Raw genomic sequence first — 15,751 nt, forward strand, 5'->3', positions numbered from 1 at the left:
AGGCCTCATGCGGCCAGGAATCGGTACAAATTTCGCAACATCGCGGCCGTGGCGCCCCAGATGAAATAAGGCTCTTCGGCCAGCGTCGATGACCAGGGCATGGCCAGGAATTCGACCGGCGCGCCGCCCAAGATGAGCACCCGACGCTGGTGGTGGGCCGGGTCCATCAGGAACCGCAGTGGCACTTCGAAGATCTCGTCGACCTCGCCGGGCTGGCGCTCCAACCGCAACAACTCGTCGTCCAGGTCCCAGGGCTGCAACAAGCCCACCACCGGGGTCACCAGGAAGCCGGAATTGGTGGTGTAGGTGGGCAGGCTGCCCAGTACCTCGACGCGCTCGGGGTGCAGGCCCACTTCTTCGTGGGCTTCGCGCAAGGCGGTGTTCACAGGAGTGATATCCGCAGCTTCGTGCCGCCCGCCCGGAAAGCTGATCTGACCACCGTGCGCTTTCAGGTGGGCCGAGCGCTGCGTGAGCAACACGGTGGGCTCGTCACCCCGCATCACCAAAGGGATCAGCACGGCCGCGGGGCGCAGGCTGCCTTCGTTGAACCAGCGCTCGATCTCGACATCGGGGGTCCACTCGGGCGGGTTCAGGAAACGCTGCCGCAAGGCGGGTGCCGTCAAGCGATCCGCCGGCACGGCCGGCAGGTGCTGGTCGTATCCAAGGACTTCGGTGGCTTGCGGGTCAAATGGCAGGGCCATGTCGTGTGGTTTGAAAAGCAAAAAACCGCCTGGGCGTGAGCAACAGGCGGTTGAGGGAGTCGCTGAAATTAAGCGAGCTTCTCTTTGATCCGAGCCGACTTGCCGCTGCGTTGACGCAGGTAGTACAGCTTGGCACGGCGGACGTCGCCGCGGCGCTTGACTTCGATCGTGGCGATCAGGGGGCTGTACAGCTGGAACGTGCGCTCCACGCCTTCGCCGCTGGAAATCTTGCGCACGATGAAGCTGCTGTTCAGGCCGCGGTTGCGCTTGGCAATCACGACGCCTTCGTAAGCCTGCACGCGCTTGCGGGTGCCTTCAACGACGTTGACGCTGACAATCACGGTGTCGCCAGGGGCGAACACGGGGATGGTCTTGTTCAGGCGAGCAATTTCTTCTTGCTCAAGCTGCTGGATCAGATCCATGGATAACTCCTAAGTGATCGTGTCTGCGCACAGTCGCCAGTGTGGCGGGCCAGATAGAGGATCGGGGAAAAGACCGCGATTATAGCAGGAAAGTTTTCAGGAAGCGCTCATCTTCTTTGCTGAGCGCGCCAGACTGGCGGGCGATTTCGATCAATTCCGGCCTCCTGCGGGCCGTGATCGCCAGTTGCTGCTCGCGCCGCCACTTCGCGATGTGGGCGTGGTGACCCGACATCAGCACCTCGGGCACGGGCCGATCGACCCCATTGATGGCCAGCACTTCAGGGCGGCTGTAGTGCGGGCAGTCCAGCAAACCATCGGAAAAGCTGTCCTGCTGGTGCGAGGCTGCATCGTTCAGCACGCCGGGCTGCAATCGGGCCACGGCATCGATCAGGGTCAGTGCCGGCAACTCGCCACCCGACAACACGTAGTCGCCCAGGCTGACTTCTTCGTCCACATGGGCATCGATGAAACGCTGGTCGATGCCCTCGTAGCGTCCACACAGCAGCACAGCCCCAGCGCTTTGCGCCAGGGATTGCACACGCGCCTGGGTCAGGGGCTTGCCAGCCGGGCTGAACAGGACCACCGGCAGGGGCGACAAGCCTTGGGCGGCCTGATCCGCCTGAATGGCGGCCAGCGCTTTGCCCAAGGGCTCGACCAGCATGACCATGCCGGGGCCACCGCCATAGGCGCGGTCGTCCACGCGCCGGTAGGTGTCTTCCGCGAAATCGCGCAGCGGCCACAGGCGCACATCAACCGATTTGTTTTCAAACGCGCGGCGCGTCACGCCCACCGACTGGAAGGGCGCGAACAACTCGGGAAACAGGGTGATGACGTCAAAGCGCACGAGCGTGCCGCCTTGTTCAGTAGTCGAGGCCCCAATCGGCCACGATGCGCTTGTCAGCCAAGCTGACGCTGTCGATGTAGGCCGACACGAAAGGGATCAAACGCTCGACGCCAGCCTCGTCCACGCAGCGCAACACGCTGTGGGGGCCCGTGTCGATCAGGTCGGCGACGGTGCCCAGGACTTCGCCCTCGCGGTTGACCGTGGTCAGGCCGATCAGGTCGATCCAGTAGAACTCGTCGTCGGAATCGGGTGTCGGGAAGGCGGAACGCGACACGAACACGCGCGCGCCACGCAGGGCTTCGGCGCCATTGCGGTCGGTGATGCCATCAGCAGTGGCGACGATGCCGTCACCTTGCTCGCGGGCATGCTTGATCTTGAGTGTGCGGGGGGCACTGAGGCGCACCGCGGCGGGCGCACCGGATTTGGCCGGGGCCTTGGCGGCAGGGGCTGCGGTGGCAGCCGACGCACCAGGACGTGCAACCGCGCCCGGCTGAACTTCAGCGGGGCGCAAAAACCAGCGTTTGGTGCAGAACAGGGCCTGAGGATCACCCGAAAAAGGCTGGACCTTGAATCCACCCTGGATGCCCCAGGCCTCGCCGATGCGCGCGACTTCGACCGCGTCCTCGGGCCAGGCGATGTCATCGTCCAGCCCTGCAGAGGGCGCCGCCGCGCGATCGTTCATGCCAATCAAGCGGCCGGAGCAGCCTTGGACTTGGCTTCGCGGAACAGGCGTTCCACGGTGGGCGACACTTGTGCGCCGTGGCTCACCCAGTGCTCGACGCGGTCGAAAGCGACGCGCAGCGACTCGGCTTGACCGGAAGCCACAGGGTTGTAGAAACCCACGCGCTCCAGGAAGCGGCCGTCACGGCGGTTGCGCTTTTCAGCGGCAACGATGTTGAAAAAGGGGCGCTTCTTGGAGCCACCGCGAGCAAGTCGAATCACGACCATGATGTGTCCTTCAAATGAATGGGGCGGCTGCCTTTCCCGGGAGACACTCGGGGTCCGGCGACCTGTCGGCCGGCCTGAGCTGTCCATCTTGGACAAAACCTGGGCCGACACCTTGATCCTTCCAGCACATTTAGATACGCGCCTTGCCCGAGACACACCGTGACAGCGAACCGCCGGGCAAAACACATGCTGGAAAACCGCGCATTATAGTCCGAGCAAATCGTTTTGTGCGCATTCAATGGCGCCGCCCCATGACAAACACCCCCGCGATCGACCTGAATTACAAGTCCAAGACCCTGGCCACGTGGGTGACGCTGATCGGCGGACCGGTGGGATTGCACCGCTTCTACCTCCACGGATTTGGCGATTTTTGGGGCTGGCTGCACCCCATTCCGACCTTGATCGGCGCCCTGGGCATCCACCGCGTGGCCGAGCTGGGCCAGGACGACAAGCTCTCGTGGCTGCTGATCCCCATCCTGGGTTTCATGGTGGCCTACACCATGCTGCAGGCCATCGTCTATGGCCTGATGGCCGATGACAAATGGCATGCGCGCTTCAACCCTTCGCTGCGCGGCAGCCCCGATGCCCCAGCCAGCGGCTGGGCAGCCGTCATTGGCGTGGTCCTGGCCCTGCTGCTGGGCGCCACGGTGCTGATGGCCACCATCGCGTTCTCGGGCCAGCGCTACTTCGAATACCAGGTCGACGAGGCCTTGAAGATCAGCCAGTGATCGGCCTTCTTTTGAACGACCCAACATGAAGAACGATGTGGCCTCAGGGCTGGCCAAGCTGCTCCGCGGTCTGCGTGAAGACACCTTCCTCATGGTTCTCCTCGCCGGCCTGGCATGGCTCAGTGCGTTCGCGCCGGGTCGCGTGAGCTCCTACGCGTCGCTCGTGGACTGGCCGACGATCGCCGCCCTCACGGGTCTGCTGCTGCTCACCAAAGGCCTGGAGGTCAGCGGCGCGCTGCACCGGCTCGGCCACGCGCTGATCAGCAGGCTATCGACCGAGCGCCAAGCCGCCCTGTGCTTGGTGACGGCTGCCGCGCTGCTCTCGACCGTGCTGACGAACGATGTGGCCTTGTTCATCGTGGTGCCGCTGACGATCGGCATGTGCCGCATCGCGAAAATGCCCTCCACCAAGTTGATCGTGTTCGAGGCCATGGCCGTCAACGCCGGCTCGGCCCTGACGCCGATCGGCAATCCCCAAAACCTGTTCTTGTGGCAACTGTCGAAGGTCTCGTTCGGCGAGTTCGTTTGGCACATGCTGCCGCTGGTGTCGCTGATGATGATCCTGTTGCTGGTGCTGACGGCCTGTGCGTTTGGCGGCGGGCGAATTCAAGCCCGCGACGACACTGCTGCCGAACCACTCGACCACACGCTGCTCGGCCTGTCGCTCACGCTGTACCTCCCCTTCCTGATCGCCACCGACATGCACCACGCCGGTGCTGCAGTGGGGGCCGTGTTGGCCGTGTTTCTCGTGCTGCGCCCGCGCGTGCTGGCCCAGCTCGATTGGCGGCTGCTGCTGGTGTTCGTGCTGATGTTCATCGACCTGCGGCTGATCGCTGGGCTGGCGGTGGTGCGCGATGCGATGCAAAGCCTGGGCCTCGATCAGCCTGCGCACCTGTACTTCACGGGCATCGTCGCGTCCCAGTTGGTGAGCAACGTCCCCGCGGCGATTGCCTTGGCAGAGTACTCCCACAACTGGCGTGTGATCGCCTACGGGGTGAGCGTCGGAGGCTTCGGGTTCATGGTCGGCTCGCTGGCAAACCTGATCGCACTGCGCCTGTCCGGCGACCGCCGGGCCTGGCTGAGTTTTCACCTCTACGCCATCCCCGCGCTGTTGGTGGTGGCCGCCGTGGGCTACGCGCTGCTGTTCACCATGCGGTGAGTGGCTTCATGCCGCGGTTTTGAACAAGTGCCGGATAATCGCGCTTTTGCCTTTCCCATCGCTGCGCCATGACTGCTGAAAATCCGTCCACCCCCCTCACCTACGACCAGGCCGGCGTCAACTACGACCTGATCGACCCGTTGAAGGTGGCCGCGCAGCGTGCCGCCGCCCAGACCGGCGTGCACCTGGCCAGCCATGGTTTCAGCGAAGTGGGCGCCTCGCGCGGCGAATCGGCCTACGTGGTCGACGTGGGCCCGATGTACCTGGCCAGCATCGTCGAATGCCTGGGCACCAAGACCCTGGTGGCCGACGACATGGCCAAGCTGACCGGCAAAAGCTATTACGACGGCATCGCGCAAGACACGATCGCCATGGCGGTGAACGACCTGATCACCGTGGGCGCCACGCCCCTGGTGGTGCAGGCCTATTGGGCCGCCGGCGGCTCCGACTGGTTCGGCGATGCCGAGCGATCGCAAGCCCTGGTGGCTGGCTGGAAAAAAGCCTGCGACGTTTGCCAGGTGGCCTGGGGCGGCGGTGAAACGCCTGCGCTGGCCGGTATCGTGGCCGATGGCCGCGTCGACCTGGCCGCGTCCTGCACCGGCATCATCAGCCCCAAGACCCGCCTGTCGGTGGGCGACAAGCTGGGCGCGGGCGACGCCATCGTGCTGCTGGCGTCCAGCGGCATCCACGCCAATGGCCTGTCGTTGGCGCGCAAGCTGGCCGAGCGCCTGCCCCAGGGCTACCTGACCGACATCGGCAACGGCGAAAGCTATGGCGAGGCCTTGCTGGCTCCCACGGTGCTGTACTCGCCCGTGACGGAGGCCCTGGCCGCCGCCGGCATCCACCCGCACTACTGCGCCAACGTCACCGGCCACGGCTGGCGCAAACTGCTGCGCCACCCGAAGCAACTCACCTACCGAATCACCCAGGTGCCCGCCGTGACGCCCGTGCTCGCCTACCTGCAGCGCGAATGCCAACTGGACGACCAGGAAGCCTACGGCACGCTGAACATGGGTGCCGGCTTCGCGCTGTACGTGGCGGCCGCCGACGCGCAACGCGTGGTCGACATCTCGCAAGGGTTGGGCATCCCGGCCATCATCGCGGGCCACGTCGAAGAGGGCCCCAAGCAGGTCGTGATCGAACCTTTGAACGTGGTCTACGGCGCCGACGAACTCCAACTGCGCTGAAACCGTTCAGTGCAGGCTAAACCGAGGTTTAGCCTGCCATTTCCTCGCATGATTCTTGTTACTATTTTGTTCAACGGATTGTTCAAACGCTGTCCGTTCACGACAAAAAAGGCATCTGCTCAGGGAACGTCAGTGGCCTCTATCCGTGGGTTGGAGAAGTTGCAACCATGCGTGTATTGATCATCGACGACCATCCTCTCTTCCGAGAGGGTTTGCAAAGTCTGCTGCTCTCGCTGGATGCCCACAATCAAGTGGTGCAGGCAGCGAGGGTCGCAGACGCTTGCAAGCACCCCCCCGATGGTTTCGACCTGGTCCTGCTGGACCTCAACCTGCCCGGCCAAAGCCGCCTCGACGCCTTGCGCGACGTGCGCCAGCGGTTCGAGTCCGCCTCGGTGGTGATCATTTCCGCCGACGACGAGTTGGACACCATCCACGCCTGCATCCAGGCAGGCGCTTCTGGCTTCATCCCCAAAGACACCGACTCCGACGTGACCATCGAGGCGCTGCGCACGGTGCTGGACCAGGGCATCTATCTGCCCCCGAAAGCCGTCAGCGCACCGGGTTTCGGCCACGCTGCGGCGGCCAGCCAGGACGAAGCGCCGGCCGCACCGGTCACCTTCAGCGACCGGCAACTGGCCGTGTTGCGCAGCCTGCTGCAGGGCAAGCCCAACAAGGTCATTGCGCGCGACATCGGCATCGCCGAAGGCACGGTCAAGGCTCACCTGTGGGCGGTCTACCAAACGCTGGGTGTGAGCAGCCGCGCCCAAGCGATGTACCGCGCCCACGAATTGGGCTTGTTCCGGCAACTGGACACCCTGCAGCGCCCAGCCCCCCGCAAAAAGCGCGACGTGTGATGGACACTGGCGTGCAAGCTTCGGCCGATGCACCCTTGAGCCCGCCGCGTTCGGCAGAGCACGAGGTGCTGAGCCTGGTGGCGCGCCAGGTCGGCCTGATCCCCTGGCCAGTGTTCCTGGCCGCCGTGCTGATCATGTCGATCGCCATGCGCAGCCATCCGACCTGGCTGGTGATGGCCTGGTTGCTGATGGTGACAGGCGTGTTGATCCTGCGCTGGAAGTTGCTGGTCCCGCCCCCGGACGATGACCGCGCCCTGCGCCCTGCGCTTCACAAGGCCATCGCGCTGAGTGGACTCAATGGTGTCACCCACGCCTTGTGCGTGCTCTTCTTCCCGCACATGACCGAGTTGGAGCGCTCGGTGCTGACCATGCTGCTGGCGGGCTTGTCCAGCGGCGCGGTGGGCAGCACATCGGGCCACACGGCCATCTATTCGGCCTACACCGTGCCGGTCATGGGCGGGCTGGCACTGGGCTGGGCCATCGTGCCATCCAATGCGCAACAGGGCTGGCTGGGCACCTCGATGTCGGTGCTGATCGTGATGTACCTGCTGGTGCTGATGTCGCTGGCGCGGGGCAACTACCAGGCCCTGCAACGCGCCGTGAACCTGCGCCAGCGGGCGTTCGAGCTCAACCGCGACCTGCGCGATGCGCTGGAGGCGGCCGAGCACGCCAATGTGGCCAAGACGCGCTTCCTGGCGTCGGCCAGCCACGACCTGCGCCAGCCGCTGCACACGCTCACCTTGTTCAGCGCCTCGCTCAACAACGAGAACCTGTCGGACCGCGCGCAAGACATCGTCGGCCACATGAACACAGCCATCCGGGCCTTGGGCGAACAGCTCTCGGGCCTGCTGGATTTGTCCAAGCTGGACGCCGGCATCATCCAGACGCAGGCACGCGTCATGGACCTGGCCCCCTTGTTGCGGCAACTGCACCATGAGTTCACGCCACTCGCACAGAGCAAGGGCCTGCGCCTGGTGCTGAACTGCCCAGGCACCCTGGGCGTGCATTCCGACGAGGTGCACCTGGGCCGCATCGTTCGCAATCTGCTGGACAACGCCATCAAATACTGCGATGCCGGCACGGTGTGGCTCGCGGCCGAAACCCTCCTCGATCAAGACGACCGTCCTGATCGGGTCTTGATACGGGTGCAGGACACCGGGCGCGGCATCCCGGCCGAGCACCAGAAGCAGGTCTTCGAAGAATTCTTCCAGCTCGACAACCCGGAGCGCGACCGCACCAAGGGCCTGGGACTGGGCCTGTCGATCGTGCAGAGAATGGCGCAGCTGCTGGACATCAGGGTGGCGCTGAAATCCGAGACCGGGGTGGGCACCCAGGTGACGCTGGAACTGAACGCGGCCACCTCGCCCTTGCCGCCAACCTCGGTGGCCGACGATGCCGACACCGCCGTGCCCATGTGCCACATGCTGGTCATCGACGACGAGACCGAGGTGCGCGCGGCCATGAAGGCCTTGCTCACCTCGCGCGGGTGCCGCGTCACGCTGGCCGCCTGCACGGACGAGGCCATTCGACTGGCCGCCGAGGATCCACCCGACATCGCCCTGGTGGACTTCCGCCTGCGCGCCGAGGAAAACGGCATCAAGGCCATCCGCAAGCTCAGGCAGCAACAGCCGGGCTTGCCGGCGCTGCTGGTCAGCGGCGACACCGCGCCCGACCGGCTGCGCGAGGCGCAAGAAGAAGGCCTGCTGCTGCTGCACAAACCCGTGTCCGCAGAGAACCTCCTGCACGCCATCCGCCTGGCACTCGAAGAAGAAAACTGACCATGCCACCCGATCCTTCCGAGCATCTTTTTTCCATGGGCTTGGAATCGTTGATGGCCCGGCAAGATGGTCCTCATGCCGAGCGTGCCGCCGCCAAACCTGGCACCTTCGATTGCGATGTGCTCATCGTGGGCAGCGGTTATGGCGGTGCGGTGACGGCGGACGCGCTGGCCGGCGTCCTTGATGGCCACACGGGCCAGGCCAGCCGGGTGTGGGTGCTCGAACGCGGCCAACCCTATGCACAAGGCAGCTTTCCCGCGCGCCTGTCCGAGCTGCCCGGACACGTGCGCTTCACCACGCCAGGCGGCCCCAGCGCCCAAGGCTTGCGCACGGGCCTCTTCGACGTGCGCCTGGGCCCGGATGTGTGCACCGTGGTGGCCAATGGCCTGGGCGGTGGTTCGCTGATCAACGCGGGGGTGATGGAGATGCCCACGCCCAGCGTCTTCGCGCAAGCGGCCTGGCCAACTGCCTTGAGGCAGGACGCGAGCCAGCTCGTGGCCTTGTCGCACGGCTTGCAGGCGCGGCTTGGCGCGCGGCCCATGCCCGCCGACTCCCAGCGCCTGACCAAGCACGCTGCGCTCGAAGCCTTGTCGCGGGGATCGGCGGTCTCCGAAGGCCGGTTCAGGTCGGTGCCCATCACCGTGGATTGGTCCGCCTGCCAGCGTTGCGGCGATTGCGCCACGGGCTGCAACCACAACGCCAAGCAGTCGCTGGACAAAACCCTGCTCAACACCGCGCGGCACCGAGGCGCGACGCTGGTCACCGGGGCCAGCGTGCAGCGCGTGGAAGCACTGACCGGCGGTGGATGGCGGGTGTGGGTCGAACACACCCACCCCCTGTTCGCGGCCCAGACCGACCAGGCTTTCACCGTCCGGGCCAAGCGGGTGGTGCTGGCGGCAGGCACCTTCGGGTCGTGCGAAATCCTGATGCGCTCACGGGCCCATGGGCTGGCGCTGTCGAGCCGATTGGGCGAGCGTTTCTCCACGAACGGCGATGTGCTCGCCGCCGTGCATGGCCAGACTTCGCCGGTCAACGCCGTGGCCGATGAACAGGACGATCCGGCCGAACGCCAGGTGGGGCCCACGATTTCCGGGATGATCGATGTGCGACAGGCGCCGGGGCAGGGTCCGGGCCTTGGCCATGTGGTCCAGGAACTGGCCATCCCGGGCCCGCTCAAGCGCCTGTTCGCCGAGATGTTCACCACCGCCAAGGCCCTGCACGACCTGGACCGTTTCGACCTGAGCCAGCACCACCCGGACGACGGCGATCCGCTGGTGCTGCAAGACCAGCCACTCAGGCACACGCAGGTGCTGGCCATCATCGGCCACGACAGCGCCAGCGGCCGCTTGTGTCCGCCGGACATGGTCGACTGGCAGGACCCGAGCCGTGGCGAAGGCCTGCTCACCGTGTCCTGGCCCGACCTGCGCGAAGACCAGCGACCCGAGCAGCAACTGGCCGAAGTACGCCGTTGGACCGAGTCCTCGGGCACCCGAGGCCAGGTGCTGCCGATGCCCTTGTGGCAACCCCTGCCGGCCAGCATGAGCGCCTTGACCGGCGACCAGAAGGGCCCCGCCATCAGCACCCACCCGCTGGGCGGCTGCGCCATGGGCGAATCGGGCACCCAAGGCGTGGTCAACCACCTGGGCCAGGTGTTCAAGGGCTCGGGGGAAGAGGTCTACCCGGACCTGGTCGTCCTCGATGGGTCGATCATCCCCACCTCGCTGGGCATCAATCCCGCGCTGACCATCGCCAGCGTGGCCCAACGCGCCATCGACCGACTGCGGGTTTTCTGGAAGTTGACCGAGCCGGCACCAGCGCAACACACCCCCGTGACCGCACCGCGCGTCTACCGCCAGCCGTCGAGCCTGTACTCGGCCACCGCGCGGCACAAGGCCCCCACCACGGTCGAAGTCACCGAGCAATTGCATGGCTGGGTGAACCCCAAGGACTGGATGCAGCCCGCCTGGCCGGCGGACCACCAGTTGGCCCTGCGCCTGACCCTGCGTTTTCGCCCGGTCGAAGCCTTGGCCTTGCTCAGGACCCATCCCGAGGCCCGCACGGTCGAACTGGACCCACAGCACAGCCTGCTGGAGTTCGCCCTGGTCAAGGGCCCGGAATCCCGCGTGGCCACGGCATTCGAATGGGGCCAGGTGGTCTTGTCCGCGCCCTTGTCGGGCCAGCTCCGATTCATGCAACGCGAGGCCTCAGCGCCGTGGACCCGCGCCACCCGCGCCGGCTGGGCCTGGTTCTTCAACCGCGGACTGCGGGACACCGTGCTGCACTTGCTGGGCAAAGATTCGCCATCACCGTCGGCCGCCAAGCTCGGCGCCTGGGGCAAGGCGAAAGGGCTGCTGCGACTGGCGACCCGCGCAGGCGAAGTGCGCCGCTTCGACTACGCGCTGAGCACGCTCGACGCCACCGCCCACCACGACGCGCCCTGGGTCAGGCAACTCAAGGAGGCCTGGCAGGGCCAGACCTTGGCGGGACACAAGCGCCTGAGCTACACACGGCGCGGCAACCCCTGGGCGCAACTGACCAGCATGAGCCTGACGCACCACCCAGGCCAGCCACCCTGGGCCGGCGCCGACATCCCGCTGCAGGTGAATTTGTCCTACTTCGCCGAACAAGGCGTGCCCTTGCTGCGCCTGCTGCGTTTCGAGACCATGCCAGATGCCCTGGCCGACCTGGGCAGCCTGCTGGCCTGGGTGACCCGCGTGCTGCTGCACACCCACATCTGGACCTTCCGCAAACCCGACACGCCGCCGCCTCGACTGGCCCACCGTTTGCCAGGCCAACTCCCGCAGCTCCCGCCCCCCGAGATCATCGAACTGGACATGGGACCGCCCGGCGTGCGCATCCGGCTCACCCGCTATGCCCAAACCACCGGCCGACCGGTGCTGATGATCCACGGCTACAGCGCCAGCGGCACCACCTTCGCCCACCCGGCCGTGCGCCCCAACCTGGCCGAAACCTTGTGGAAGGAAGGCCACGACATCTGGATCCTGGACATGCGCACCAGCCCCGGCATGCCCAGCGCCAGCCAGCCTTGGAGCTTCGAAGAAGTTGCCTACAACGACATCCCCGAAGCCGTGGACCACATCACCCGCGCCACAGGGCATCCGCAGATCGACATCGTGGCCCACTGCATGGGTTCGGCGATGCTGTGGATGGCCTTGCTGGGCGCCCCCACCACCAGCCCCGACCCCATCGACACGCGCCCCAACTTGCGCGCCGCCTTGCAGCAGCGCATCCGCCGCCTGGTGATCTCTCAAGTCGCGCCCAAAGTGGTGTTCAGCCCGGCCAACGTCATGCGCGCCTACCTGGGGCGCTACCTGCGCCAGTTCATGCCCTTGGGCCGCTTCGACTTCCGCCCGGAACACCCCACCCTGGCCGACACCCTGCTCGACCGCCTGCTGGCATCCCAGGCCTACCCCGACCCGGAATACAGCGTCGAGAATCCCTTCTGGCCACCATGGCGCGAAACCCCCTGGACCGGCACCCGGCACCGCATGGACGCGCTGTACGGGCGGGACTTCAACGCCTTGAACCTCTCGGCCGACCTGCTGGCCGCCATCGACGATCACTTCGGGCCGATGAACCTGGCCTCGGTCAGCCAGGCCATCCATTTCGCGCGCTGGCGCTGCCTCACCGACCAGCAAGGCCAGCCGGTGTATGTGACGCCCGCCCGCATGGCCGCCGTGTTCACCTTTCCCTGCCTGTACGTGCACGGCGAGGAGAACGGCCTGTCCGACATCACCGGCATGCGCCTGTTCCGCGACTTCGTGGACAGTTTGGGCCCCAGCCATGCCGCACGCCTGACGTGCCAAGCCATTCCTGGCCATGGCCACCAAGACTGTTTGGTGGGAAAGCACGCCCACCGCGACGTTTTTCCGCACATCACACGCTTCTTGCATTGAGCAAGCTCCGGTGCTTGTTGTCGTCGCCATGCAGTCATGTCAAAAAACACGTCCCAGGGCCCAGGGAGGCTCGCCTGCACATCGCCGGGCCATGGTCCCTACATGGTGCTGCACCAGTGCGCCCAAGGTGGCCACGATGTGGTGCGCGTTGCCATGGGATCGGCGCCCGGTCAATGCGCCCCCCAGTACGCTGCGCTGGTGGCACCGGCCGCGCCGGATTCGCCCGGCTGGCACGTTCACCTGTGGCCCTGGCCTGCGCGAGCAGCCACCGTGCACTTCTTTGACATCCCCGACGACTGGCTGCGGCAGCACACCCATTGCGCGGCCCTGTTGTTGACGGACGAAGCGTCCACGCCGGTGAACTGGTCACAGCAAGGCATCACCGAGGCGATTGACCAGCAGCTGACCCTGGCCGATTTCCAGGGCCTGGCACAACTCGACTTGGTCGCCGCCCGGCACACGCGGTGGCCGGAGGCCGAGCCCCACGGAGGCCGCGACGCCACCCACATCGCCGTGGCCAGTTGCCAATACGCCAGCGGCATGATCGACGGCGCGCCGCCCGCCAGCACCTGGACACCCGGCCCCGCCGACCTGTCCTACCACCGCCTGGGCCAATGGCGGCGCCACACCCACCTGGATGCCTTGTTGCTGGTCGGCGACCAGGTCTACAACGACGCCACCGCCGGCCTGTTCGACCCGGCCGCGGTCGATGACCGTTACCACGGCCCCTACCGGCACTGGCTGTCGCGCCGGGTGGTGCGCCAGGCCCTGGCCGGCCCCATGGTGCACGCCTTGCCAGACGACCACGAATTCCACGACAACTGGTCACCCATCGGCCCGCTGCACACCAGGTTCGGCGACAACAACCACGTCCGAGACAACGGCCTCGCCGCCTACTTCGCCCACCTGCGGGGCAGCGCCGATCAGACGGGCAGGCCGGTCTGGTCTCACTTCCAGCAGGGGCCCATCGCCTGCTTCATGATGGACACGCGCACCGAACGCGAACGGCGCCAGGCGCGCACCTTGGGACAGGCCCGCATCATGTCCAGCGTCCAGCGACACGCCCTGAAGGCCTGGCTGGGCCAACACGCCAGCGGCTGGGCGCCCAAGGTCGTGGCCAGCCCCTCCATGCTGCTGCCACGCCGGCACACCAGCGTGGCCAGCGAGGCCGGCGCGCTGCACTCCGACGCCTGGGACGGCTACCCGGCCGCCCAGCATGACCTGCTGGGCCTCTTGTGGGAGCAACAGGCCAAGAACGTGGTGTTCGTCTCAGGCGATGAACACCTGGGCTGCGTGTGCGAAATCACGATCACTTGCCCCGACCAGCCCGAGCGCAACATCACCGCCTGGTCCGTGCACTGCCCCGCCCTGTACGCACCCTACCCTTTCGCCAACTCGCGGCGCGAGGACTTCGTGCCCCGCGAATCCTTCTCCCTGCGCCGCCCAGGCCCACACCCCGAACTGATCTGCCATGTGGACACCTGGTACCCGCGCCCCGGGGATGGATTTGCCGTGCTGCGCTTTCACCGGCCCAACGAACGCTGGCAAGGCCAGGTGAGCTTCGTCCAGGAAGACATCGCCCACGGTTTGCCCCAATCGCCCGAGGTTTGCCGCACCCTGTTCTGAGTCCTCGTTTACAATGGTCGGTGACGGGCCTTCCCGCATGGGGGCGCGGCCAACCGGGTCAGATTGGGAACGAAGCAGCCCTAACCGTTTGCCTCCAGTGCCGGGGTCAGGCTCGTCACCTTTTTTTGATTGGATGCCCCATGCGTCGCGGCTGGGACGCGGGCCTGGGGACCTTCTTCAGGACCCTCCAGCGCTCATGGCATCGATCCCCTCCAGCACGTCACCCACGGCCACCGTCGCCATCGATCTGGGCGACCGCAGCTACGACATCCTCATCGGCCAGGACCTGCTGGGCCGGCCCGAAACCTACGCTGGCCTGCCCAAATCGGCCACGGCGCTGATCGTCACCAACACCACCGTGGGCCCGCTGTACACGGCCAGGCTGACGCAGGCCCTGCAGGCCCACCACAAGCGCGTGCTGTCGGTCGAATTGCCCGATGGCGAAGCCTTCAAGGACTGGCCTTCACTCAACCAGGTCTTCACCACCCTGCTCGAGCACGCCTGCGACCGCAAGACGGTGCTGTACGCCCTGGGCGGCGGCGTGGTGGGCGACATGACCGGTTTCGCAGCCGCCTGCTACATGCGCGGCGTGCCCTTCGTGCAGGTGCCGACCACCCTGCTGGCCCAGGTCGATTCCAGCGTGGGCGGCAAGACCGCCATCAACCACCCGGTCGGCAAGAACATGATCGGGGCGTTCTACCAGCCCCAGCGAGTGATCTGCGACATCGACACGCTCGACACCCTGGCGCAAAGCGAGCTGCTGGCCGGCCTGGCCGAAGTCATCAAATACGGGCCCATCGCCGACGCCGAATTCCTGAGCTGGCTGGAAGCCAACCTCGACGCCTTGCTGGCCCGCGACCGCGCCGCCTTGCGCCACGCCATCCGCCGCTCCTGCGAGATCAAGGCCTGGGTGGTCGGCCAGGATGAAAAGGAAGCCGGCCTGCGCGCCATCCTGAACTTCGGCCACACCTTCGGCCACGCCATCGAAGCCGGCCTGGGCTATGGCGAATGGTTGCATGGCGAGGCCGTGGGCTGCGGCATGGTGATGGCGGCTGATTTATCGGCCCGACTGGGTCTGATCGACCAGGCCACCTCGCTGCGCATCAAGGACTTGGTCGAACGCACCGGCCTGCCTGTGGTGGGCCCGGCCCTGGGCGCCGACCGCTACATCGAACTGATGCGCGTCGACAAGAAAGCCGAGGACGGCGAGATCCGCTTCGTGGTGATCAACCAGTTGGGCACCGCCAGCATGCGGCCCGCGCCTGACGCCATGGTGCGCGAGGTCATCGCGGCGCACACGGCCTGATCAACCGGATTTCTGAGCGGCGGCTTTGCTGGACACGCCCAGCTTGCCTCCTGCGGGCTGCGGCCGTTGGCACAGCGGCGCCCAGAGTTCGATGGCTTGCTCGGGCGTCGTGATCAGTTGTTCACCCTCGTTGGTGACCAATCGGTATTGCTCGAACTTCTTGCCAGCCGTCGAGGCTTCCTTGGCGCTCTGAAGCGCCGCACACGCTGGCGACTGTTCCTTGCTGAAGGACGAGCCCACGCAGGCAGCCAGGACAGCGGCGATGACCACGTGCTTCATGA

14 protein-coding genes and 1 other RNA gene are annotated in these 15,751 nt (G+C 66.2%); 9 read left to right on the forward strand and 6 right to left on the reverse strand.

What is annotated here, in order from left to right:
- Positions 1–5: 5 nt before the first annotated feature.
- The 5 genes from ACREB4_RS07150 to rpsP form a co-directional block, all read right to left on the reverse strand.
- Positions 6–701, reverse strand: coding sequence for a CoA pyrophosphatase (locus tag ACREB4_RS07150; RefSeq protein WP_431587521.1), 696 nt, complete (start codon positions 699–701; stop codon positions 6–8).
- Between the two features lie 68 nt (positions 702–769).
- Positions 770–1,123, reverse strand: coding sequence for a 50S ribosomal protein L19 (gene rplS, locus ACREB4_RS07155; protein WP_431587522.1), 354 nt, complete (start codon positions 1,121–1,123; stop codon positions 770–772).
- A gap of 79 nt (positions 1,124–1,202) precedes the next feature.
- The gene (gene trmD, locus ACREB4_RS07160) at positions 1,203–1,967 is read right to left on the reverse strand and encodes a tRNA (guanosine(37)-N1)-methyltransferase TrmD (protein ID WP_431587523.1); all 765 of its coding nucleotides are present in this window, start codon (positions 1,965–1,967) and stop codon (positions 1,203–1,205) included.
- A gap of 16 nt (positions 1,968–1,983) precedes the next feature.
- Positions 1,984–2,649, reverse strand: coding sequence for a ribosome maturation factor RimM (rimM, locus tag ACREB4_RS07165; RefSeq protein ID WP_431587524.1), 666 nt, complete (start codon positions 2,647–2,649; stop codon positions 1,984–1,986).
- Positions 2,650–2,654: 5 nt separating this feature from the next.
- The gene (gene rpsP / locus ACREB4_RS07170) at positions 2,655–2,915 is read right to left on the reverse strand and encodes a small ribosomal subunit protein bS16 (protein ID WP_431587525.1); all 261 of its coding nucleotides are present in this window, start codon (positions 2,913–2,915) and stop codon (positions 2,655–2,657) included.
- Between the two features lie 251 nt (positions 2,916–3,166).
- Between rpsP and ACREB4_RS07175 the strand changes: the two genes are divergently transcribed.
- From ACREB4_RS07175 to aroB, 9 genes are all read left to right on the forward strand, one after another.
- On the forward strand, positions 3,167–3,643 hold the full coding sequence (locus ACREB4_RS07175; protein ID WP_431587526.1) for a hypothetical protein: 477 nt from the start codon (positions 3,167–3,169) through the stop codon (positions 3,641–3,643).
- A 25-nt stretch (positions 3,644–3,668) separates the two neighbouring features.
- Positions 3,669–4,802 carry an SLC13 family permease gene (locus ACREB4_RS07180; protein ID WP_431587527.1) on the forward strand — a complete coding sequence of 378 codons (1,134 nt, stop codon included), beginning with the start codon at positions 3,669–3,671 and terminating at the stop codon, positions 4,800–4,802.
- 68 nt (positions 4,803–4,870) lie between these two features.
- Positions 4,871–5,989, forward strand: a complete 1,119-nt coding sequence (locus tag ACREB4_RS07185) for an AIR synthase-related protein (RefSeq protein WP_431587528.1) — start codon at positions 4,871–4,873, stop codon at positions 5,987–5,989.
- A 167-nt stretch (positions 5,990–6,156) separates the two neighbouring features.
- The gene (locus ACREB4_RS07190) at positions 6,157–6,843 is read left to right on the forward strand and encodes a response regulator (RefSeq protein WP_431587529.1); all 687 of its coding nucleotides are present in this window, start codon (positions 6,157–6,159) and stop codon (positions 6,841–6,843) included.
- Positions 6,844–6,854: 11 nt separating this feature from the next.
- Positions 6,855–8,621, forward strand: coding sequence for an ATP-binding protein (locus ACREB4_RS07195; protein WP_431587530.1), 1,767 nt, complete (start codon positions 6,855–6,857; stop codon positions 8,619–8,621).
- A gap of 35 nt (positions 8,622–8,656) precedes the next feature.
- Complete coding sequence (locus tag ACREB4_RS07200; protein ID WP_431587531.1) at positions 8,657–12,538, forward strand: alpha/beta fold hydrolase; 3,882 nt, start codon at positions 8,657–8,659, stop codon at positions 12,536–12,538.
- A gap of 102 nt (positions 12,539–12,640) precedes the next feature.
- On the forward strand, positions 12,641–14,164 hold the full coding sequence (locus ACREB4_RS07205; RefSeq protein WP_431587532.1) for an alkaline phosphatase D family protein: 1,524 nt from the start codon (positions 12,641–12,643) through the stop codon (positions 14,162–14,164).
- Between the two features lie 22 nt (positions 14,165–14,186).
- Positions 14,187–14,284: signal recognition particle sRNA small type (ffs, locus tag ACREB4_RS07210), an RNA gene on the forward strand.
- Between the two features lie 76 nt (positions 14,285–14,360).
- On the forward strand, positions 14,361–15,470 hold the full coding sequence (gene aroB / locus ACREB4_RS07215; protein WP_431587533.1) for a 3-dehydroquinate synthase: 1,110 nt from the start codon (positions 14,361–14,363) through the stop codon (positions 15,468–15,470).
- Here the strand turns inward: aroB and ACREB4_RS07220 are convergent, their stop codons facing one another.
- On the reverse strand, positions 15,471–15,749 hold the full coding sequence (locus ACREB4_RS07220) for a hypothetical protein (protein WP_431587534.1): 279 nt from the start codon (positions 15,747–15,749) through the stop codon (positions 15,471–15,473).
- Between the last annotated feature and the right edge of the window lie 2 nt (positions 15,750–15,751).

The sequence above is a fragment of the Aquabacterium sp. genome, assembly GCF_050725395.1.
In the GTDB taxonomy this organism is placed as follows: domain Bacteria; phylum Pseudomonadota; class Gammaproteobacteria; order Burkholderiales; family Burkholderiaceae_C; genus Aquabacterium.